This window comes from Pseudomonas sp. R62 (genome assembly GCF_000257605.1).
In the GTDB taxonomy this organism is placed as follows: Bacteria; Pseudomonadota; Gammaproteobacteria; order Pseudomonadales; family Pseudomonadaceae; genus Aquipseudomonas; species Aquipseudomonas atacamensis.
Window position 1 is genome coordinate 1,051,504 of the sequence record NZ_JH635999.1, and the last position, 20,715, is coordinate 1,072,218.

Genomic DNA, 20,715 nt, shown 5'->3' on the forward strand with positions numbered 1-20,715 from the left:
CTACGGCGCTCACGGCGTGATCCACGTCGGCAAGCATGGCAATCTCGAATGGTTGCCGGGCAAAGGCGTCGGCCTTTCGGAGAATTGCTGGCCGGACGCGCTGCTCGGGCCGCTGCCGAATATCTATCCGTTTATCGTCAACGATCCGGGCGAGGGCGCTCAGGCCAAACGCCGCACGCAAGCGGTGATCATCGACCACCTGATGCCGCCACTGACCCGCGCCGAAACCTACGGGCCGCTGCGCAATCTGGAGCTGCTGGCAGACGAGTATTACGAGGCGCAACTGCTCGATCCGCGCCGCGCCCGTGAGTTGCAACGCGACATTCTGCAATTGGTGCGGGACACGCAGATCGACCGGGAACTGCAACTGGATGCTGCGCTGGACAGCGACGCCGATGCGGCGATCTGGTTGCCGCGTCTGGACACTTATCTGTGCGACCTGAAGGAATCGCAGATTCGCGATGGGTTGCACATCTTTGGCGAATCGCCGAGCGGGCGCTTGCGTATCGACACCTTGCTCGCGTTGCTGCGCATCCCGCGCGGTGACGGCAAGGCCGCGCAGTCGAGTCTGCTGCGAGCACTGGCTAAAGCGTTTGATCTTGGTTTTGATCCGCTGGATTGCGCGTTGGCCGATGCCTGGAGTGGCCCGCGTCCGACCGAGTTGCAGGCCATCAGCGAAGAAGTCTGGCGCACCGCCGGCGATACCCGCGAACGCCTCGAATTGTTTGCCGCAGACCTGATTTCACAAACACTGAGTGTCCCCTGTGGGAGCGAGCTTGCTCGCGAAAGCGGTGTGTCAGTAAAAGACCAGTTGTCTGACCCGACGCCTTCGCGAGCAGGCTCGCTCCCACAAGGGCCGGGGTGGGCTGAGGTTGATTCGATACTCGAGCATCTACGCGAAGTCGTCGCCCCGCGCCTCGATGCTTGCGGCCCGGCCGAAATGCGCGGTCTGCTTGACGCTCTCAGCGGTCGTTTCGTCCCCGCCGGCCCCAGCGGCGCACCCAGCCGTGGCCGTCTCGACGTGCTGCCCACCGGGCGCAACTTTTATTCGGTGGACGTGCGCAATCTGCCGACCACCACCGCGTGGCGCATCGGATTCCAGTCGGCGACGCTTATCCTTGAACGACACTTGCAGGATCACGGCGATCACTTGCGCCAGCTCGGCCTGTCGGTCTGGGGCACCGCAACCATGCGCACCGGCGGCGACGACATCGCTCAGGCCATGGCGTTGATGGGCGTGCGTCCAGTCTGGGCCACGGGCAGTCAGCGCGTGGATGATTTCGAGATTCTGCCGCTGAGTCTGCTCGATCGTCCAAGAGTCGACGTGACGCTGCGGGTTTCGGGGTTTTTCCGTGATGCGTTTGCCAATCTCATCCGCCTGTTCGACGCCGCCGTGCAAGCCGTGGCCGCGCTGGATGAACCGGATGACTTGAACCCATTGGCCGCCAAGGTGCGCGCCGAACGCCAGGCGCTGTTGCAGTCGGGCGTCGATGAAGATACCGCGCGGCGTCAGGCCGGGTGGCGCATCTTCGGCGCGAAACCGGGGGCGTATGGCGCCGGGGTGCAAGGCGCGATCGATGGCCGTCTGTGGCAGAGCCGCGAAGACCTCGCCGAGGTCTACCTGAACTGGGGCGCCTACGCTTACGGCGGCGCCGACGAGGGCACGGCTGCCCGCGAGCAGTTCAGCCAGCGCCTGAGCCAGGTACAGGCAGTTCTGCAAAACCAGGACAACCGCGAGCATGACTTGCTCGATTCCAACGATTACTACCAGTTTCAGGGCGGCATGCTCGCGGCGGTGGAGACTCTGCGCGGCGAAGCGGCGGCCAGCTATCACGGCGATCACAGCCAGCCGGATCTGCCGAAGATTCGTACCTTGAAGGAAGAGTTGAACCGCGTGGTGCGCTCGCGCGCGGCGAATCCGAAGTGGATCGATGGAATCAAGCGTCACGGCTACAAAGGCGCGTTCGAACTGGCGGCGACGGTTGATAATCTGTTCGCTTTCGATGCGACCACGCAGTTGATCGATGACCATCAGTACGCGTTGCTGGCGGAGGCATATTTGCTTGATCCGGCGACCCGGGATTTTGTCCGTGAGCATAATCCCCACGCGTTGCGCGACATGACCGAACGCATGCTCGAAGCGCAGCAGCGCGGGATGTGGCAGGAGCCTGGGGCTTATAAAGAGGCGCTGGAGAATTTGCTGTTGGATATCGAGGAAGATATGTAGCCGCTAAAAAGCTACCCTCACCCCAGCCCTCTCCCGGAGGGAGAGGGGGCCGATTTGTGTTGGTTTTGAGGCCTGAGTTCAACTCGATAATTCAGGTCGGCGCAACTTGCAAGAACACCCAGATCAGTTCCCTCTCCCTCTGGGAGAGGGTTAGGGTGAGGGCCACCCAACTGACACGCCACTAAAACTCAAGCACACCAAAGACCACGAAAGGGAAAACCCAAATGACCGACACCCCGCATTTCCCACTCTCCGCCGTGGTCGGCGCCGATGACCTGAAGCTCGCCCTGTGCCTGACCGCCATCGACCCGAAAATCGGCGGCGTACTCATCGAAGGTCCGCGCGGCATGGCCAAGTCGACGCTGGCGCGGGGCCTGGCGGATCTGCTCGCCAGCGGCCAGTTTGTCACTTTGCCGTTGGGCGCTACCGAAGAGCGGCTGGTCGGCACCCTCGATCTCGATGCTGCCCTGAGCGACGGTCGCGCGCAGTTTTCGCCCGGTGTTCTGGCCAAGGCTGACGGTGGCGTGCTCTATGTCGATGAGGTCAATCTGCTGCCCGATCACTTGGTCGACCTGCTGCTCGATGTCGCCGCCAGCGGTACCAATCTGATCGAGCGTGACGGCATTTCCCATCGGCATTCGGCCAAATTCGTCCTGATCGGCACCATGAACCCGGAAGAGGGCGAGCTGCGGCCGCAACTGCTTGACCGCTTCGGCTTGAACGTTGCCCTCAGCGGCCACACCGCGCCCGCCGAACGCGGACAGATCATTCGCCGGCGGCTGGATTTCGACAGCGATCCACAAGGGTTCTGCGCGCAGTGGGCGAGCGAGCAACAAGTCCTGCGTTCGCGCTGTGAAAGCGCCCGCGAGCGCTTGGCAGCCATTCCACTGGATGACGCGGCATTGGCGTTGATTACCGAGCGTTGTTTCGCTGCTGGCGTCGATGGCTTGCGTGCCGATCTGGTCTGGTTGCGCGCGGCCCGCGCCCATGCCGCGTGGCGTGGGGCGGATGCGATTGCTGAAGAGGACATCGACGCGGTGGCCGAATTTGCCCTGCGCCATCGCCGCCGCGAACACCCTTCATCCAGCACCCAATCACAAGCGCAATCTCCTTCAGGCACAGACAGCAAGTCCAGCGAAGGGCAGGGCCAGTGGGGCGAGATGCCGGCAACGGCGCAAGCCACCGGTGCCCGCCGCGACGTTCCGAGCTGGCCGCCACTGGCAAAAAAGCCCTAGGCATTCGCCCCCGGTCCGACGTGGGGGCGAATGCCAGACCCCGTGCCGGACAACTCGATAATGGTCGTCAGGGCCAACGCCAGAGTGCCGGCAGCGGATCGGTGAACTGGCCGGGCACACTGCTCAATGGCCGCCCCCAGCGCCGCGCCGATCTGCTGTTTCAACAGCGCACCCGCGCGCCCCATGAAATCTGGCTGGTGATCGTCGACGCGTCGGCCTCGACCCGTCGCCATCAGGCTTTGAGCGATGCCAAGGGCCTGCTCGCGCAGCTGTTCGACGATGCTTATCGCCAGCGGGCGCGGCTGGCGTTGCTGACCGCCAGTGGTTCTGCGCCGAAATGGCAGGTGCAAGGCTTGAAGGCCTCAAGCGGCCTGAGCGTCTGGCTCGACGGTCTGGGCGCCGGTGGCGGCACGCCGTTGCTCGCGGCACTGGAGCAGGCGCAGCAATGGCTGACGCTGCGACGCAAGCGCTTTTCTGCCGAACAGCAACGCTGCCTGATCGTGACCGATGGTCGCGTGAAAGAACTGTCGGCGTTGCCAGTGCTGGCGTGTCCGGGATTGCTGATCGACATTGAGCGCGGGCCGATTCGACTGGGCCGGGCGAAGGATCTGGCGACCGCGCTGCAAGCGCAGTATCAGCATATCGATGAGCTGGATTTGCGCTGAAATCCGCCGCACCGCTCGCACCCTGTGGGAGCGAGCCTGCTCGCGAAGGCGTCTTCAGCAACGCTGAAAATCTTCGGTTACATTGATTCGTACAGATTTTGAAATGATTTGCCGCTGTAGAACAGGCCGGTCGACGCTGTACGCTCGAAGGCCATTTTTCATTCAGGATCTACATGAACACCCTCTCGGAGCCTCCCAGTCAGCACTCTCCAGCACGCCTTCGCGCGGTCTTGATCCTTTCGCAGCACCCCGTCTTCCGACTACCGACTATGGTTGATAACGCGGCTCTTGAGCCTTTGCGTTGCACTTCGCCGTGTCCGGCCGCCTGAATTCACTGAAGAGAGATCGAGACGTTTTATGGAATGGTTAGCGGATCCCACAGCCTGGTTAGGCCTGTTGACTCTGATCGTGCTGGAACTGGTACTGGGTATCGACAACCTGGTGTTCATCGCAATTCTTGCCGACAAACTGCCGCCGCATCAGCGCGATCGCGCGCGGATCATCGGCCTGTCGCTGGCGTTGATCATGCGCCTGGGCCTGTTGGCGAGCATTTCCTGGCTGGTTACGCTCACGCAGCCGTTGTTCGAGGTGTTCGACAAGAGCTTCTCCGGTCGTGATCTGATCATGCTGTTCGGTGGCGTGTTCCTGTTGTTCAAGGCGACGATGGAGTTGCATGAGCGCCTCGAAGGCCATGTCGGCGAGCGCTCGACCAACACAACCTACGCGCTGTTCTGGCCAATCGTGGCGCAGATTGTGGTGCTCGACGCGGTGTTCTCGCTCGACGCGGTGATTACCGCCGTGGGCATGGTCGATGAACTGGCGGTGATGATGATCGCCGTGATCATTTCCATCGGCCTGATGATCGTTGCCAGCAAGCCGCTGACCCGCTTCGTCAACGCACATCCGACCGTGATCATGCTGTGTCTGGGCTTCCTGATGATGATCGGTTTTGCCCTGACCGCAGAAGGTCTGGGCTTCCATATCCCGAAAGGTTACCTGTACGCCGCCATCGGTTTCTCGATCCTCATCGAAGTCTTCAACCAGATCGCCCGGGCTCGGCGCAAACGTTCGATGCAGGGCGTGCGCCCGATGCGCGAGCGCACAGCCCATGCGGTGATGCGTCTGCTCGGTGGCCGCAAGCTGGCGGCGGAGGAGGTTGGTGAGGAAATCTCCGACCTGCTGGACAACGGTGAAGCGCCGGTGGCCGAGCTGTTCGACCGTCGTGAGCGGGTGATGATCAGCGGTGTGCTGCAACTGGCGGAGCGGCCGATTCGCAACCTGATGACGGTGCGCGCCGACGTTGACCTGATTGATCTTGCCGATGACGCCGAAACCATTCGCACGAAGTTGATGCATTCGTCGTATTCACGCTTGCCGCTGATTCGCGATGGCGCGGTGGATGAGCCGCTGGGGTTCGTACACAAGAAGGAATTGCTCAAGGAGTATCTGGCCGGCAACGAGCCGAACCTTGAGCATCTGGCACGCAAGACCGTCAATCTGCTCGACAGTTACTCGATCCTCAATGCCTTGGAGCAGATGCGCGCGGCATCGACGCACATCGCCTTCGTGGTCAATGAGTTTGGCGATTTCGTCGGCGTATTGACCATGACCGACATCCTCGAATCGATCGCCGGTGAGTTGCCCGATGCCAGTGAAATCGAAGGCCCTGATGTGGTCGAAGAGCGCGGCGGGTTTCTGGTCAGCGGCGCGCTGCCCTTGGCTCGCGTTCGCCAGCGTACCGGCTTCGATGCCGAGCCGACCGAGGATTATCAGACCATGGCCGGGTTGGTCATGAGTCTGCTGGATCGGTTGCCGATGACCGGCGACCGACTGGAATACGAGGGCTGGCAACTGACCGTCAAAGCGGTAGAAGAACGGCGGGTGACGCGGGTTTTGCTGGAGCGTGAGGTGGCTTGAGCATTCGCGGAATGGCGCAGCGGTCGCTGCGCTTGTTACTGATGAAACGTAAAGCGGTCCTTGCCCGTATGCTTTGATTCGTACAACGCCGCATCCGCCTTGATCAGCGCCTGATTCAACGAGTCACCCTCAGCCACCCGGGTAATGCCGATGCTGATGGTGACCGGGTGCTGGGTGGGCTGTTCACGCACTGACTGGCACAGTTGCGTGGCAAGGCTTTCAACATCCTCGCGCCGCACTCCCGCCAGATAGATCGCGAACTCCTCACCGCCCATACGCGCGTAGTCAAACGCAATCATCACTGTCTTGATATCGGCAGCGACGCGAATGAGCACCTCATCACCGATGTCATGCCCGTAGGTGTCGTTGACCTTCTTGAAGTTGTCGATGTCGATCATCATCAGGTAATGATCGCGCTCGCGCGGGCTTGCCAGCAGCCGTTGCCCTGCGTGGGTCATGAATGAGCGTCGGTTGGGAATCTGCGTCAGCGGGTCGTTATAGGCCTGATCCAGCAGCAGCCGCGACATCAGGTAGTTATTCAGCTTGGCCTCACGGAACTTCAAAAAGGTGTACACCGTGAGTGCGCAGAGAAACACGCTGTAGCAGGCAGTCAGGACGCCGCGCAGTTCAGTGATTTCGGTAGTGGTGGCAAGAAACGGGTTGAGGATCACCCAGATCACAACTTGTACCGCAAAGAACGCCCAGCGCCGCAGCGGCAGTACCGACACGCTGTACAACATGCTCGCTGCTGCCAGGACCAGCCACAAGCTGTGCGAAGCAGGCGCGAGGCCGTCGACGATCATTCGCACACCGACGGTCAATCCCAGGACCAGCAACAGGGTGAGCACATCGAAATGGCTAGCCCTGCGCGTAAAACCGAGCACCACCGTCAACAGCGCGAAACCAGCGAGAAACGCCATCGAGCGCCACGTGAAACCCTGGCCGCCGAGAAAACTGACGATCAGATCAAACAGCAGCCACATGAACACACTGACCACGTAGATCAACAGGCTGAACGGTTTGAGCCGTTCGAACTCGCGCTGGAGAAACTCTTCTCTCAACTCGTTTGACGCGGTTTCCTTCAACGCTTGCGCTTCAATGGTTTCGAACATGCTTGTCCCGCTGTCTGCGCCGATCCTGGCAACCACCCGAACCGGCGGGCGGCGCGCAATGTGTTCGCTCAACAGCAAAGCAGGCAGACCGCGCGTTGTCCAATCCCGGTCGGGTTCAGCGCAGAAGCCGATGGCGCGAACCAGTGACGGTACGCAACGACTTGAGTGTGCGCCTCAGCCATGCCAGATCATGGTGAGGTTTGCGTGGCGTTGCGGGAGCCTTTGTTCTGCCGACATGCCGGGCCATATCCCTCGCCAGGCTTTCCTCGGTGCCGATACCTTTGAGCTTTTGCAGCAGCCTGCCGTTTTTATAGAACAGCACTGTTGGCGTGCCCGTGACGTTCGGGTGCTTGGGCGATTGGCTGGTGTTGAGCATATAGATGTTGGCGCGCAGTCGGTAAGGCTCGGCAATCTGCCGAAAGACCGGCCCGGCCCATTCGCAGGCGGGGCAGTGTTCATTGGCGAAATACAGAATGACCGGACGCCAGGTTTTCAGGGCTTTGCGGTAAACCGGGTCCAGCGCGGAAGTTGTGTTTGTGGCGTTCATCGAAGGGTCCTTTTCAACGAGCGGGTAGGCACCTTGACGTTAAAGGAGCAGGGGTGTCGCGGTCTACTGTCAGAAATTACAGGTGGGGTGCGTCAACACGAGAAGTGCTGTCGTGACGGTGATAGCCGTCGGGAAACGGCAGGGTGGTGATGTCTACAGGCAGGCGCTAAAGCGCTGATACCGGGTCTTGTTCAACTGTCACCCTGATTCGCACCACAACGGCGCGATCTGACCCAAGTTGGGAACGCATTACCCCTTTCCTGGCTGCGTCAGGTATTTCCTTCGTTCTAGGTCGGGCCAAACCCTTTGGTCCACGAACCATATCTTGTTGATTCCAATAGCGTTCAAAGCAGTTACAGATTTCGCGAGATTCCTGTGGCACACTTTCTGCTGTCTATTCCGTAGTAACAAACCGTGTTCCGGTATAGCGGAATAAACACAATTCTGGAGTGCTTGCCATGCATCGCCGTCCTTCGTTGTTCAAAGCGTGTGTTTTTGTTCTTGCAGCTTCTTCCTCGGTCATGGGCCTGGCCCAGGCTGCCGACAGCAAGCTCGACAGTGTTCTCGCCCGTGGCAAGTTGATCGTGGGCACTGGCAGCACCAATGCGCCGTGGCACTTTCAGGGCGCGGACGGCAAGTTGCAGGGTTTTGATATCGACATCGCCAGGATCGTGGCCAAAGGACTGTTCAACGACCCGAGCAAAGTCGAGTTCGTGGTGCAGTCGTCCGATGCGCGGATTCCCAATCTGCTCACCGACAAGGTCGATATGAGCTGCCAGTTCATCACCGTCACCGCCAGCCGTGCCCAGCAAGTCGCGTTCACCTTGCCGTACTACCGCGAAGGTGTTGGCCTGCTGTTGCCGAACAACAGCAAGTATAAGGAAATCGAAGACCTGCAGGCGGCGGGCGATGACGTCACCGTTGCGGTGCTGCAGAACGTCTACGCCGAAGAACTGGTGCATCAGGCATTGCCCAAGGCCAAAGTCGATCAGTACGACAGCGTCGACCTGATGTACCAGGCCGTGAACTCCGGTCGCGCCGATGCCGCCGCCACCGATCAGTCGTCGGTCAAATACCTGATGGTGCAGAACCCTGGCCGCTACCGCAGCCCGAGCTACGCCTGGAGCCCGCAGACTTACGCTTGCGCCGTCAAACGTGGCGATCAGGACTGGCTGAACTTCGTCAACACCGCGCTGCATGAAGCCATGACCGGAGTTGAGTTCCCGACCTACGCTGCCTCGTTCAAACAATGGTTCGGTGTTGATCTGCCATCTCCAGCCATCGGTTTCCCAGTCGAATTCAAATGATCCCGTGAGAGTGGGGCGATGACCGTCGCCCCGCTCAAGGTACTGCTGACCATGAACTATCAGTTGAACTTTGCCGCCGTGTGGCGCGATTTCGACACCTTGCTGGCGGGGCTCGGTCTGGGCTTGCAGCTGGCGCTGGTGTCGATCGCCATCGGCTGCGTGATCGGCCTGCTGATGGCGTTTGCCTTGCTCTCCAAACATCGCGCCTTGCGGGTGTTGGCCTCGGTGTACGTCACGGTAGTGCGTAACACGCCGATCCTGGTGTTGATTCTGTTGATCTACTTTGCACTGCCCAGCCTTGGCATTCGTCTGGACAAGATTCCTTCGTTCATCATCACGCTGTCGCTGTATGCCGGCGCGTACCTGACCGAAGTCTTCCGTGGCGGCTTGCTGAGCATTCCCAAAGGCCAGCGCGAAGCCGGGCTGGCAATCGGTCTCGGTGAATGGCAGGTCAAGGCTTACGTCACCGTGCCGGTGATGCTGCGCAACGTGTTGCCGGCGTTGTCGAACAACTTCATTTCGCTGTTCAAGGACACCTCGCTTGCCGCTGCGATTGCGGTGCCGGAGCTGACCTATTACGCGCGCAAGATCAACGTCGAAAGCTACCGGGTGATCGAAACCTGGCTGGTGACCACGGCGTTGTATGTCGCGGCCTGTTACCTCATTGCCATGCTGCTGCGTTACCTCGAGCAGCGTCTGGCGATCCGCCGATAGGAGGCTGCGATGTACGAATCTCCCAGTTGGTTGCATGAATTGTGGGTCGCGCGCGAGCCGTTGTGGCAGGGCTTTCTGACCAGCGTGCAGGTCTCGGCGCTGGCCATTGTGTTGGGCACCATGCTCGGCGTGGTTGCCGGCCTGGTCCTGACCTACGGCAGATTCTGGATGCGCGCGCCGTTTCGGCTGTACGTCGATCTGATTCGCGGCACACCGGTGTTTGTATTGGTGCTGGCCTGCTTTTATATGGCGCCGGCGCTCGGTTGGCAGATCAGTGCGTTTCAGGCCGGAGCCCTGGGCCTGACGCTGTTTTGCGGCTCGCACGTCGCCGAAATCGTTCGTGGTGCGCTGCAAGCCTTGCCGCGCGGGCAGATGGAGGCGGGGAAAGCCATCGGCCTGACGTTCTACCAATCCCTCGGCTACGTGCTGTTGCCTCAGGCGCTGCGGCAGATTTTGCCGACCTGGGTCAACTCGTCCACCGAAATCGTCAAGGCGTCGACCTTGCTCTCGGTGATCGGCGTCGCCGAATTGCTGCTCAGCACGCAACAGATCATCGCCCGGAACTTCATGACCCTGGAGTTCTACCTGTTCGCCGGTTTTCTGTTCTTCGTCATCAACTACGGCATCGAATTACTCGGCCGGCACATTGAAAAGCGGGTGGCCCTGCCATGACTCAAGCTCAAGTTGCTTCACAGGATCAGGCATTGCTGGACATTCGCGGCCTGCACAAACAGTACGGCGCGGTGGAAGTGCTCAAGGGTGTCGACCTGAGCATGCAGCGCGGCAACGTCGTCACGCTGATCGGCTCCAGCGGTTCGGGCAAAACCACGCTGCTGCGTTGCGTGAACATGCTCGAAGAATTCCAGGGCGGGCAGATCCTGCTCGACGGCGAGTCCATCGGCTACGACGAGGTCAACGGTAAACGTGTACGCCATGCGGAAAAGGTCATTGCCCGGCATCGTGCGATGACCGGCATGGCCTTCCAGCAATTCAACCTGTTCCCGCACCTGACCGCGTTGCAGAACGTCACCCTTGGCCTGCTCAAGGTGAAGAAGATGCACAGGGACGAAGCCGTGGTGCTCGCGGAAAAATGGCTGGAGCGCGTCGGCCTGCTGGAGCGGCGCAACCACTTTCCCGGTCAGTTGTCCGGCGGCCAGCAACAGCGCGTGGCGATTGCCCGAGCGATTGCGATGAACCCGAGCCTGATGCTCTTTGACGAAGTCACCTCGGCCCTCGACCCGGAATTGGTTGGCGAGGTGCTCAACGTGATCAAGGGGCTGGCCGAGGACGGCATGACCATGTTGCTGGTGACCCACGAAATGCGTTTCGCCTTCGAGGTCTCGGACAAGATCGTTTTCATGAATCAAGGGCGGATCGAAGAGCAGGGACCTCCCAAGGAACTGTTCGAACGCCCGCAATCGCCGCGTCTGGCGGAATTTCTCAAGAGCACGCGGTTTTGAATCTGCACTTTTGCAATCAGGAGAAACACCCATGAGCATTACGCGTTACGGCACCGGCAGCACCGCCGCCGGCGGCCAGCCTCGTCCATTCGCCCGCGCAGTTGAAGCGGATGGCTGGCTGCATGTGTCCGGCCAGGTACCGGCGGTGGATGGCGAGATCATCGTAGGTGGCATTGTCGAACAGACCCACCAGACCATGAAGAACCTGATCGCCATTCTCGAAGAGGCTGGTTATGGCCTTGAAGATGTGGTCCGCGCTGGCGTCTGGCTGGACGATCCACGGGATTTCAGCAGCTTCAACAAGGTCTTCGCCGAGTATTTCAAACCCGAACACGCCCCGGCGCGGGCCTGTGTGCAGGCGAGCATGATGGTTGATTGCAAGGTTGAGATTGACTGCATTGCCTACAAGAAGAAGGCCTGATACACGCCGATCGTTCCCACGCTCTGCGTGGGAATGCAGCCCGGGACGCTCTGCGTCCCAAAAGCGGACGCGGAGCGTCCGGTGAGGCATTCCCACGCGAAGCATGGGAACGATCATTGGCTGTAAACTCCCGGCGACTTTGAATGGAAACCACTGACATGACCGAAGACACCATCAAGCGCCGGGCACGCGGTCTGGACCGGGCGTTCGATATCCTCGATTTTCTCAAGGAAATCGGCCAGCCCCTGCGTCCCAACGACATCGCCAATGGCATCGGCAGTCCGAAATCGACGGTCTACGAACTGGTCGCGTCCTTGCTGGAGCGACGGATTCTCGAGCCGGTGGGCAAGGACGGCCACGTCTACCTTGGCCGCCAGTTGTACTTCCTTGGTCAGGCGCATCTGCGGCATTTCGACCTCAGTCGCGAGGCCGATCACGCTTTGCAGGAGATCGTCAGCCAGACCCGCGAAACTGCGCAGATGTGCCTGCTCAACGGGCGCAAATACACGGTGGCGTTGATGAAGGAGGGCGAGCGGCATTTCCGCATTTCCTCCGATATTGGCGAAAACGCGCCGATCCCATGGACAGCTTCCGGGCGTCTGTTGCTCGCGCACTTGAGCGATCAGCAGATCATCGACCTGATCGACGAAGACGACTACATCCTGCCCGACGGCGAACGCCTGCCACTGGACCGTTTTCTGGCGGAGATTCGTCAGGCCGGCAGCGATGGCTTCTTCTCCTTCGACAGCGTCGCCGACACCTTCACCCATTGCTTCGCCGCGCCGGTCAAAGACCCGCAGGGCGTGGCCATTTGCACGTTGTGCATCGTCGCCCCGCGCGCCGATGCGAAAAACAATTACAACGACTATCGCCGGGTGCTGATCGAGAGCGCCAACAGCCTCGCCCGGCGGATCAACGAATAACCGCGGCTGCCTGCGGCCGCGCCTGTGAGGATTCGACCATGACCACTGCCATCAACTCTGCCGTAGAAAAAGGCGACGCCGCCATCGGTGCGCAATTGACCCGCGACGTCAGCCTCCCGGCGCTGGTGCTGCACCGCGAGGCGCTGGAGCACAATATTCGCTGGATGCAGAAATTTGTCAGCGACAGCGGCGCCGAACTGGCGCCCCACGGCAAAACCAGCATGACCCCGGCACTGTTCAAACGACAGCTCGACGCCGGCGCCTGGGGAATCACCCTCGCCAGCGCCACCCAGACCTGCGCGGCTTATGCCCACGGCGTGCGTCGCGTGTTGATGGCCAACCAGTTGGTCGGTACGCCGAACATGGCGTTGATTGCCGATCTGCTCGCTGATCCGGCGTTCGATTTCCATTGCATGGTCGACCACCCCGACAACGTCGCCGACCTCGGGAGTTACTTCGCTTCGCGGGGAGTGAAGCTCAACGTGATGATCGAATACGGCGTGGTCGGCGGCCGTTGCGGGTGCCGCAGCGAGCAGGAAGTCATCGAGCTGGCCAAGGCCATCGATGCGCAACCGGCACTGGCCCTGACCGGTATTGAAGGTTACGAAGGCGTGATTCATGGCGATCATGCGGTCAGTGGCATTCGCGAATTCGCCGCGTCGCTGGTTCGTCTCGCGGTGCAGCTACAGGACAGCGGCGCCTTTGCCATCGCCAGACCGATCATCACTGCGTCGGGTTCGGCCTGGTACGACCTGATCGCCGAATCTTTCGAAACCCAGAACGCCGCTGGCCGCTTCCTCAGTGTGTTGCGCCCGGGCAGTTATGTCGCGCACGACCATGGCATCTACAAAGAGGCGCAGTGCTGCGTGCTCGACCGTCGCAGCGACCTGCACGAAGGCCTGCGCCCGGCGCTGGAAGTCTGGGCCCATGTGCAGTCGCTGCCGGAACCGGGTTTTGCGGTGATCGCCCTGGGCAAGCGCGATGTCGCCTTCGATGCCGGTTTGCCGGTGCCGTTGTTGCGCTACAAGGCCGGCGTGGTGCCGGCGACAGGTGATGATGTCGGCGCGTGCAAGGTCACGGCGGTGATGGATCAGCATGCGTTCATGACCGTAGCGCCGGGTGTCGAGTTGCGGGTCGGCGACATCATTTCCTTTGGTACTTCGCATCCATGCCTGACGTTTGACAAATGGCGTGTTGGGTTGCTGGTGGATGAGCAGATGGCGGTCATCGAGACCATGGAGACTTGTTTCTAAGGCTTGAGATTGCGTTGCGGCGGCTATTCGCGAGCAGGCTCGCTCCCACAAGATCAATGCGTTCCATTGTGGGAGCGAGCCTGCTCGCGAAGACGCCCGCTTAGCCTCCACTGAACCACCCGAGATCCCACCCGATGAAAATCCTCAGCAACACCCCGCGCATCGCCCTGATCGGCGAGTGCATGATCGAACTGCAACAACGCGCCGACGGCAGTCTGCAGCAAAGCTTTGGTGGCGATACCCTCAACACGGCGGTGTACCTGTCCCGTGCGCTGGGCGACAAGGCGCAAGTCGACTACGTCACCGCGTTGGGCGATGACAGTTTCAGTGACGCAATGTGCCAGATCTGGCGCAGCGAAGGCATCGGCCTCGATCTGGTGCAGCGCCTGCCCGGTCGGCTGCCTGGTTTGTATTGCATCCAGACCGACGCCAACGGCGAGCGGCGTTTCCTGTACTGGCGCAACGAAGCGGCGGTACGCGATTGCTTCACCACCCCTGCGGCCGAGCCGATCCTCGCGGCGTTGCCGCACTACGACGTGCTGTATTTCAGTGGGATCACCCTCGCCGTACTCGGAATGCAAGGCCGCGCCCGACTGATCAAGGCCCTGATTGAAGCCAGACAGCGCGGCGCACGCATCGTTTTCGACAACAACTACCGCCCGCGCCTGTGGGCGTCGGTGGAAGAGGCGCGCGCGGCATATCGCAGCGTCTTGCCATATGTCGATCTGGCGTTGCTGACGGTGGATGACGAACAGGCATTGTTCGGGTTTGCCGATGGCGCTGAGGTGTTTGCCACGTACGCACAGATCGGCACGCCGGAAGTGGTGCTCAAGCGCGGCGCCCAGGCGTGCCTGATTCGTTGTCAGGGGGAGGCGTTTGAAGTGCCGGCGCAGAAGGTCGATAAGGTTGTCGACACCACGGCGGCGGGGGATTCGTTCAGTGCGGCGTACCTGGCCAGGCGCTTGCTCGGCGGCAGTCCGGCAGAGGCGGCGCAAGCGGGACATGAATTGGCCAGTCGGGTGATACAGGTGCCTGGAGCGCTGATCCCCAAGTAATCAGAGAATGGCCGCTTGCTGCGCAATCGGTTCGCGAGCAGGCTCGCTCCCACAATGAAAACTCGGTCGAAATGTGGGAGCGAGCCTGCTCGCGAAGAAGTCCGGCAGCCAGCCGATCAATCCCGATAAAACACCTGCACCAGGTGATAACCAAACTTGCTTTTGATCGGCCCATGCACGGTGCGCAGCGGCTTCTTGAAAATCACCGCATCAATCGCGCCGACCATCTGCCCCGGCCGCACTTCGCCCAGGTCGCCGCCGCGTTTGCCGGACGGGCAGGTGGAAAATTTCTTCGCCAGCACATCGAACGCTTCGCCCTTGGCAATGCGCTGTTTGAGTTGTTCGGCCTCTTCGGCGGTTTTCACCAGAATGTGGCGGGCTTGGGCTTTCATCGTGCAATACCTGATAACGGGGTGACAGCGGGGCGCGCGATTATGCCTCAAGTCGCGGGGTCGGGTTGCTCAACTTGCGAATCTTGCTCGCCAGCACCTCAAGGACAAAGGGCTTGGCGACCATGTCCATGCCCTCTTCAAGGAAGCCCTGACGCTCGGCAGCAATCTGCGCGTAACCGGTCATGAACAGCACTTTAAGCCCCGGACGATGCTGGCGAGCAATCTCCGCCAACTGCCGACCGTTCATGCCCGGCAGCCCGACATCGGTAACCAGCAGATCGACGCGTTGCACGGACTCGAGCACGGGCAGGGCGTTCGTGGCGTTTTCCGCTTCGAAGGTGGTGTAGCCCAGTTCCTTGAGCAGATCGAGCACCAGCATGCGCACTGCCGGATCATCCTCGACCACAATCGCGGTCTCGCCCGAAGATGAAGCGGCAATCGGTTCGGCTTTCTCCACAGACGAGGATTCGGGCATCGGCTCAAGCAAACGCGGCAAGTACAGACGTACGCAAGTACCTTGCCCCGGCACACTGTCGAGGCTGACATGGCCACCGGACTGCTGGGCGAAACCGTAGATCATCGACAGCCCCAGACCGGTACCCTGGCCGATCGGCTTGGTGGTAAAGAACGGATCGAACGCCTTCGAACGGATTGATGGGGTCATGCCGGTGCCGTTATCGCTGACCGCGAGCATCACGTATTCGCCGGCCTTCACCGGCTCGAGAATGGTTATGTCGCTGCTGTCGAGATACACGTTCGCGGTCTGGATCAGCAACGTGCCGCCTTCGGGCATCGCATCGCGGGCATTGATCACCAGATTGAGCAGGGCATTTTCCAGCTGGCTGACGTCGGTACTTACCGGCCACAAATCCTCTGGCAGGCGCAGTTGCAGCTCGATGGCATCGCCCTTGGTGCGGCGGATCAGGTCTTCCAGTGAATGCACCAGTTCGTTGACGTGCAGTTGCTTGCGATCCAAGGACTGGCGCCGCGAGAAGGCCAGCAAGCGATGCGTCAGCGCGGCCGCACGGTTGGCCGACGATACGGCCGCCTCGGTAAAGCGACCAATCTCATCGGCGCGACCGTTGGCGATGTAGCGCTGCATCAGATCCAGGCTGCCGATGATGCCGGTGAGCATGTTGTTGAAGTCATGGGCGATGCCGCCGGTGAGCTGGCCGACAGCTTCCATCTTCTGCGCGTGGCGCAAGGCGTCTTCGGCGCGCTCGCGTTCGAACATCTCGTTCTGCAAGCGCTCGTTGGCCTGCGCCAGTTGCTCGGTGCGCGCGCTGACCCGCTCTTCGAGGGTCTCGTTGAGATTGCGCAGGGCTTCCTCGGTTTTCTTGCGCTCGGTTTCGTCGATGACAAAGATGTAGAAGCCATTCACTGCACCGTCTGCGCCATGTCGCGGCAGATAATTCATGAGGGCATGACGGGTGCTGCCATCGCGGTGCGGCGTGTAGAAACTGAAGGAGCAGGAGCGCCCGGCCAGTGCTTCGGCGATGTACGGCGCACGCAGGAAATACGCCTCTTCGCCGATGACTTCGCGGATCGTGCGCCCATACAACTCCTGCGGCGTCAGGCCGTACCAGTCCAGATAGGCTGCGTTGTTCAAGCGAAAGCGTTCTTCGGCGTCGACATAGCTGATCAGGATCGGCATGGCGTTGATGATCAGCTGAAGTTCGGTCTGGCTCTGACGCAGCGCCTGTTCCGTATGTTTGCGTTCGGTCAGGTCCAGCGCCGCGCCGAGAAAGCGCATCGGCCGACCATGATGATCCTTGTAGCAACGCCCGCGCGCGAACACCCAGCGCAGCGTGCCATCGGCCTGCAACAGGCGATATTCCTCAGCGTACTCGGTGCCATGGGTGATGCAGTATTTGATGCCGCGCGCGACCATGGCGCGGTCTTCGGGGTGCACCCCGTGCATGTATTCGCTGATCGGCAACTGCCCGGCCCTGGTCGGATCGACGCCGTGCAGTTCGGCGAAGTGCGCATCGGCGATGAAACGGTCTTCGCCAATGTCCCAATCCCAGGTGCCGACGGCGTCGGTGGCGGCGAGGGCCAGTTGCAGACGCTCCTCGGACTGGCGCTGGGCCTTGAGGCTTTCTTCGGAACGACGCTGCAATTCCAAGGCAATGCGTCGGCGCTCGTTGGTTTCGATGGCAGTGATCAGAATCCCGGCCACCTGTGCAGTTTCATCGCGAATCGGGCTGTAGGTCAGATCCAGCCAGAAATCGGTTTTTTTGCCGTCCCGCTGCACGCTGAACCGCTGCTCGCTGAAGCTGCGCACCTGACCCTGCAGCACCGCTTGGTAAATCGGCTCGGCAAAATCCCGCACCTCTGGCCAGACCTCATGCGTCGGCTGCCCGAACGCTTCGGGATGCTTGCTGCCAGCGAGCAGGGCAAAGCCATTGTTGTAGATCTGCGTGAGTTGCGGACCCCATAACAGCAGCATCGGCATCGGCGAATGAATCACGATGTCCACCGCCGTGCGCAGGCTCTGCGGCCAGGCGCCGGCGGCGCCCAGCGGGCTGCGGCTCCAGTCGGTGCGGGCAATCAGGGCCTGAGCGTCATCGGTGGTGGATACAGCATTCATGTTTCAATCCTGAGCGTGGTTCGGTGAGACGGGGTCTATCATTGTTGCAGGAGCCGCGCCAAGCGTCGGCCAAATTTGCTCATTCAATGCTTCGCGGGTGCTTTCAGCCATGGAAATCGATGCACTGTTGTCAATATTGTCGCAAAAAAACGGCTCGGATCTGTTCCTCTCTACCGGCGCAGCGCCGAGCGCGCGCATTGATGGCGTGCTGACAGCGCTCAGCGATCAGCCATTCAAACCCGGCGAAACCGCGGCTATCGCCACCTCCCTGATGGACGCCGAGCAGCGCCGGGAGTTCGACCGGGATCTGGAAATGAACCTGGCAATCTCCCGAACGGGCGTCGGGCGGTTCCGGGTGAACATTTTCAAGCAGCGCAACGACGTTTCGATCGTGATCCGCAACGTCAAGGTCGACATCCCGCGATTCGAAGACCTGAAGCTGCCGCCGGTGCTGCTGGAAACGGTGATGCTCAAACGTGGCCTGATTCTTTTTGTCGGCGCGACCAGTTCAGGCAAGTCGACTTCGCTGGCGGCACTCATCGATCACCGCAACCGTCACAGTGCCGGACACATTGTGACGATCGAAGACCCGATCGAATATATCCATCGGCACAAGCGCTCGATCATCAATCAGCGTGAAGTCGGCGTAGATACCCGAAGCTTTCATGCGGCTTTGAAGAACACTCTGCGCCAGGCTCCGGATGTGGTATTGATTGGTGAGATCCGTGACCGCGAAACCATGGAGCATGCACTGTCATTCGCTGATACCGGCCATCTTGTGTTGTCGACGCTGCATGCGACCAACGCCAATCAGGCGCTGGATCGAATCATCAATATGTTTCCCGAGGAGAAGCGCGAGCAGCTTCTGCAAACATTGGGCAACAACCTCAAAGCCTGTGTCTCGCAGCGTCTGGTCCGCACTGTCGATGGACAAAGGCGCGCGGCAGTCGAGATTCTTCTGGGCACGCCGACCATCGCCGATCTGATCCGCCGCGGTCAGTTCGAGGAACTCAAACCGATGATGGAAAAATCGACCGGACTCGGTATGCAGACATTTGACGCGGCACTGTTTGCGCTGTTTGCAGAAGGTGCAATCAGTGAGCAGGAAGCATTGAAGAATGCCGATTCGGTGAATAACTTGAAGTTGCGAATCAAACTTCAGCACGATCAGGCAGGTGTTAACAATACAGGCACTGGCGAGTGGGGTTTGATGGATTGACTTGGTGTCTTCAATTGCGTCGATTGATTGCGCGGCAACAACACTTAATAATTAACTCGTGGTTCGGTTGTATGTGTTTGGGTAAAACGTCATCACGCTGAATGGTCAGCTAGTTGGTTTGATGAGGTTACCTTGAACGAAGTTAAGAAAAATAAAGTATTCCGCCCATCGAAAGTTGCGCTGGCTGAATGGAAGTATCGGTCTGCGGCAGATGCTACCGAGCGCGATATGGTTCTTCGGCATCTGGAAGATGCATTGAATGAGTACACCGAAGATCACGATATAGACTGGTATGGGCGTGAAGTAGAGTTGCAACCAGGCTCTTCACTGCATGAAATATATAACCCCGGCAGACTTCTGCTCAATGAGCTGCTGAAAACCGGGCCGGTCATTGGTGCAATCGGTCGAGAGGAGGCGCGCGAGCATAACGGCCTGGTTCGGATTACGCCGGAAGGCAAGATGGAAGTCCGTGCCGTCAGAGGTTGGGTAGATCTGGTTGCGGCGCAGTATTTTGAATACAGTCAACCTACGCGCTCGACGGTGAGTCTCATCGCCGACATTGCCGCAGTCGCCGGCGGTTTTGTATGGCCCGATCTGGATGTAACCCTGGATCAGTGGTTCAAGTTTCATGATATCGATCTGCCTGACACCAAGGCCAAGATCAGTAACTTGATCGGCTTGTTCAAGTTTTCACCCGAGGTCAGGGAGCCAGTTGCTTTTTGGGATCACTTTCAATCCAGTGAGCAGAGTCACAACGCGTTATCCGAAGAGCAGTTTGCAGATATTCGTGGCGTCACCGCCAAATTGATGCCGAAGCGCAAGCTGTTGTCAGCCTTGTACAACGTCACAGGGCGCGCGGATATATCTCACGAAACGGCGGCGCAGCGCCTCTTTGAATTTGTCGCCTATCCAGTTTCGCTGGATCTTGCCAGAAGTTATATCAAAGAGCTGAATTGGTACGGGGTTAATGACGGGGAAACGCTTTCCGAAAATATTCTCCGCCAATTGTTGATGACCGCGATATTACTCGACCTGGACCCATCGATCGGCCATCGCCACCTGGTCCAACGGCGAGACCTGTACTCGCCAGACAATGTTGAGCGTCATCCATCAGAGATACTCGAGGAGTACACCGAGTTTGTGCGGAACAAGCGCTGGGTAGATCCGATATTGGCGCCGTTGGTGGTTCATCTTCTCCTGGCACGCAACGCGCCCGAATTTCTGGTCAGGAAAATTCCGACAGAGGTCACACTTGGATCGATCGCCTGGGTCAAGTTCTGTCGCGCTGTTGTATTGGTCGAGGCGGTAAAGACCGGGGCCTCGCGGGAATTGACCTATGCACAGATCATCGCTTACGGCGAACTGGAGCCGGTCAGTGAAGCGCAGAAGCATATGCGCGATCTGGCGCTGATCGACCCGATCGTGGAGTGGGCGTTGCTCAACCGGATTATTTCCAGAGCCGAGCTCGAACAGGCAGAAGAAACCTGTACACGAAGGGCGATTGACGCGTTTGAGCACCACGCAGACCAATTCGCCCAGCTAGCCCGCGCATTTTCGACACCGTTACCCAACCGAGCGGAAATTGCCCGAAGCCAATTGAGAAAAGCTGCACCTGGCTGCGACACGCTGGATGAAAAGGCGCTGTCCGAGAAAGGCGGACAGCTAATCATGTCCATGG

At 60.0% G+C, this 20,715-nt stretch carries 17 protein-coding genes and 1 pseudogene; 14 read left to right on the top strand and 4 right to left on the bottom strand.

The genetic code is table 11. From position 1 onward, the window contains the following. The 4 genes from cobN to OQK_RS23035 all read left to right on the top strand — a co-directional run. A partial coding sequence (gene cobN, locus OQK_RS31635; RefSeq protein ID WP_038861608.1) for a cobaltochelatase subunit CobN occupies nucleotides 1-2,227 on the top strand: 2,227 nt, incomplete at its 5' end. A 224-nt stretch (nucleotides 2,228-2,451) separates the two neighbouring features. Continuing rightward, nucleotides 2,452-3,462: an ATP-binding protein gene (locus OQK_RS23025; RefSeq protein WP_016774488.1), complete on the top strand. Its 1,011-nt coding sequence runs from the start codon at nucleotides 2,452-2,454 to the stop codon at nucleotides 3,460-3,462. A gap of 20 nt (nucleotides 3,463-3,482) precedes the next feature. After that, on the top strand, nucleotides 3,483-4,127 hold the full coding sequence (locus tag OQK_RS23030) for a vWA domain-containing protein (RefSeq protein ID WP_038861610.1): 645 nt from the start codon (nucleotides 3,483-3,485) through the stop codon (nucleotides 4,125-4,127). Nucleotides 4,128-4,484: 357 nt separating this feature from the next. Next, nucleotides 4,485-6,044, top strand: coding sequence for a TerC family protein (locus OQK_RS23035; RefSeq protein WP_016774490.1), 1,560 nt, complete (start codon nucleotides 4,485-4,487; stop codon nucleotides 6,042-6,044). 35 nt (nucleotides 6,045-6,079) lie between these two features. Here the strand turns inward: OQK_RS23035 and OQK_RS23040 are convergent, their stop codons facing one another. Further along, nucleotides 6,080-7,156: a GGDEF domain-containing protein gene (locus OQK_RS23040; protein WP_016774491.1), complete on the bottom strand. Its 1,077-nt coding sequence runs from the start codon at nucleotides 7,154-7,156 to the stop codon at nucleotides 6,080-6,082. Between the two features lie 115 nt (nucleotides 7,157-7,271). After that, nucleotides 7,272-7,703: a thioredoxin family protein gene (locus OQK_RS23045; RefSeq protein ID WP_016774492.1), complete on the bottom strand. Its 432-nt coding sequence runs from the start codon at nucleotides 7,701-7,703 to the stop codon at nucleotides 7,272-7,274. A 458-nt stretch (nucleotides 7,704-8,161) separates the two neighbouring features. Here OQK_RS23045 and OQK_RS23050 point away from each other — a divergent pair, with 458 nt between their 5' ends. From OQK_RS23050 to OQK_RS23085, 8 genes are all read left to right on the top strand, one after another. Further along, nucleotides 8,162-9,010 carry a transporter substrate-binding domain-containing protein gene (locus OQK_RS23050; RefSeq protein WP_016774493.1) on the top strand — a complete coding sequence of 283 codons (849 nt, stop codon included), beginning with the start codon at nucleotides 8,162-8,164 and terminating at the stop codon, nucleotides 9,008-9,010. 51 nt (nucleotides 9,011-9,061) lie between these two features. Beyond that, entirely contained in the window at nucleotides 9,062-9,724 is a 663-nt protein-coding gene (locus OQK_RS23055) for an amino acid ABC transporter permease (protein ID WP_024012746.1), read from the top strand. Between the two features lie 9 nt (nucleotides 9,725-9,733). Then, nucleotides 9,734-10,396, top strand: coding sequence for an amino acid ABC transporter permease (locus tag OQK_RS23060; RefSeq protein ID WP_016774495.1), 663 nt, complete (start codon nucleotides 9,734-9,736; stop codon nucleotides 10,394-10,396). Then, the gene (locus tag OQK_RS23065) at nucleotides 10,393-11,184 is read left to right on the top strand and encodes an amino acid ABC transporter ATP-binding protein (RefSeq protein ID WP_016774496.1); all 792 of its coding nucleotides are present in this window, start codon (nucleotides 10,393-10,395) and stop codon (nucleotides 11,182-11,184) included. The genes OQK_RS23060 and OQK_RS23065 overlap by 4 nt, the downstream gene beginning before the upstream one ends. 31 nt (nucleotides 11,185-11,215) lie before the next feature. Further along, the gene (locus OQK_RS23070; protein ID WP_016774497.1) at nucleotides 11,216-11,605 is read left to right on the top strand and encodes a RidA family protein; all 390 of its coding nucleotides are present in this window, start codon (nucleotides 11,216-11,218) and stop codon (nucleotides 11,603-11,605) included. Between the two features lie 158 nt (nucleotides 11,606-11,763). Beyond that, nucleotides 11,764-12,528, top strand: coding sequence for an IclR family transcriptional regulator (locus OQK_RS23075; protein WP_016774498.1), 765 nt, complete (start codon nucleotides 11,764-11,766; stop codon nucleotides 12,526-12,528). 38 nt (nucleotides 12,529-12,566) lie between these two features. Continuing rightward, nucleotides 12,567-13,781, top strand: a complete 1,215-nt coding sequence (locus tag OQK_RS23080) for an amino acid deaminase (protein WP_016774499.1) — start codon at nucleotides 12,567-12,569, stop codon at nucleotides 13,779-13,781. Between the two features lie 134 nt (nucleotides 13,782-13,915). Continuing rightward, nucleotides 13,916-14,836, top strand: coding sequence for a sugar kinase (locus OQK_RS23085; protein ID WP_016774500.1), 921 nt, complete (start codon nucleotides 13,916-13,918; stop codon nucleotides 14,834-14,836). A gap of 116 nt (nucleotides 14,837-14,952) precedes the next feature. On the opposite strand, the gene OQK_RS23090 is transcribed toward OQK_RS23085, so the two are convergent. Beyond that, entirely contained in the window at nucleotides 14,953-15,228 is a 276-nt protein-coding gene (locus OQK_RS23090) for a peptidylprolyl isomerase (protein WP_007912322.1), read from the bottom strand. Nucleotides 15,229-15,268: 40 nt separating this feature from the next. Next, the gene (locus OQK_RS23095) at nucleotides 15,269-17,818 is read right to left on the bottom strand and encodes a PAS domain-containing hybrid sensor histidine kinase/response regulator (protein ID WP_016774501.1); all 2,550 of its coding nucleotides are present in this window, start codon (nucleotides 17,816-17,818) and stop codon (nucleotides 15,269-15,271) included. A gap of 109 nt (nucleotides 17,819-17,927) precedes the next feature. Between OQK_RS23095 and OQK_RS23100 the strand changes: the two genes are divergently transcribed. Next, nucleotides 17,928-19,037 (top strand): PilT/PilU family type 4a pilus ATPase, encoded by a 1,110-nt coding sequence (locus OQK_RS23100; protein ID WP_016774502.1) that lies wholly within the window; start codon nucleotides 17,928-17,930, stop codon nucleotides 19,035-19,037. 132 nt (nucleotides 19,038-19,169) lie between these two features. After that, a pseudogene (locus OQK_RS30605) lies at nucleotides 19,170-20,715 on the top strand (hypothetical protein); the annotation flags it as partial.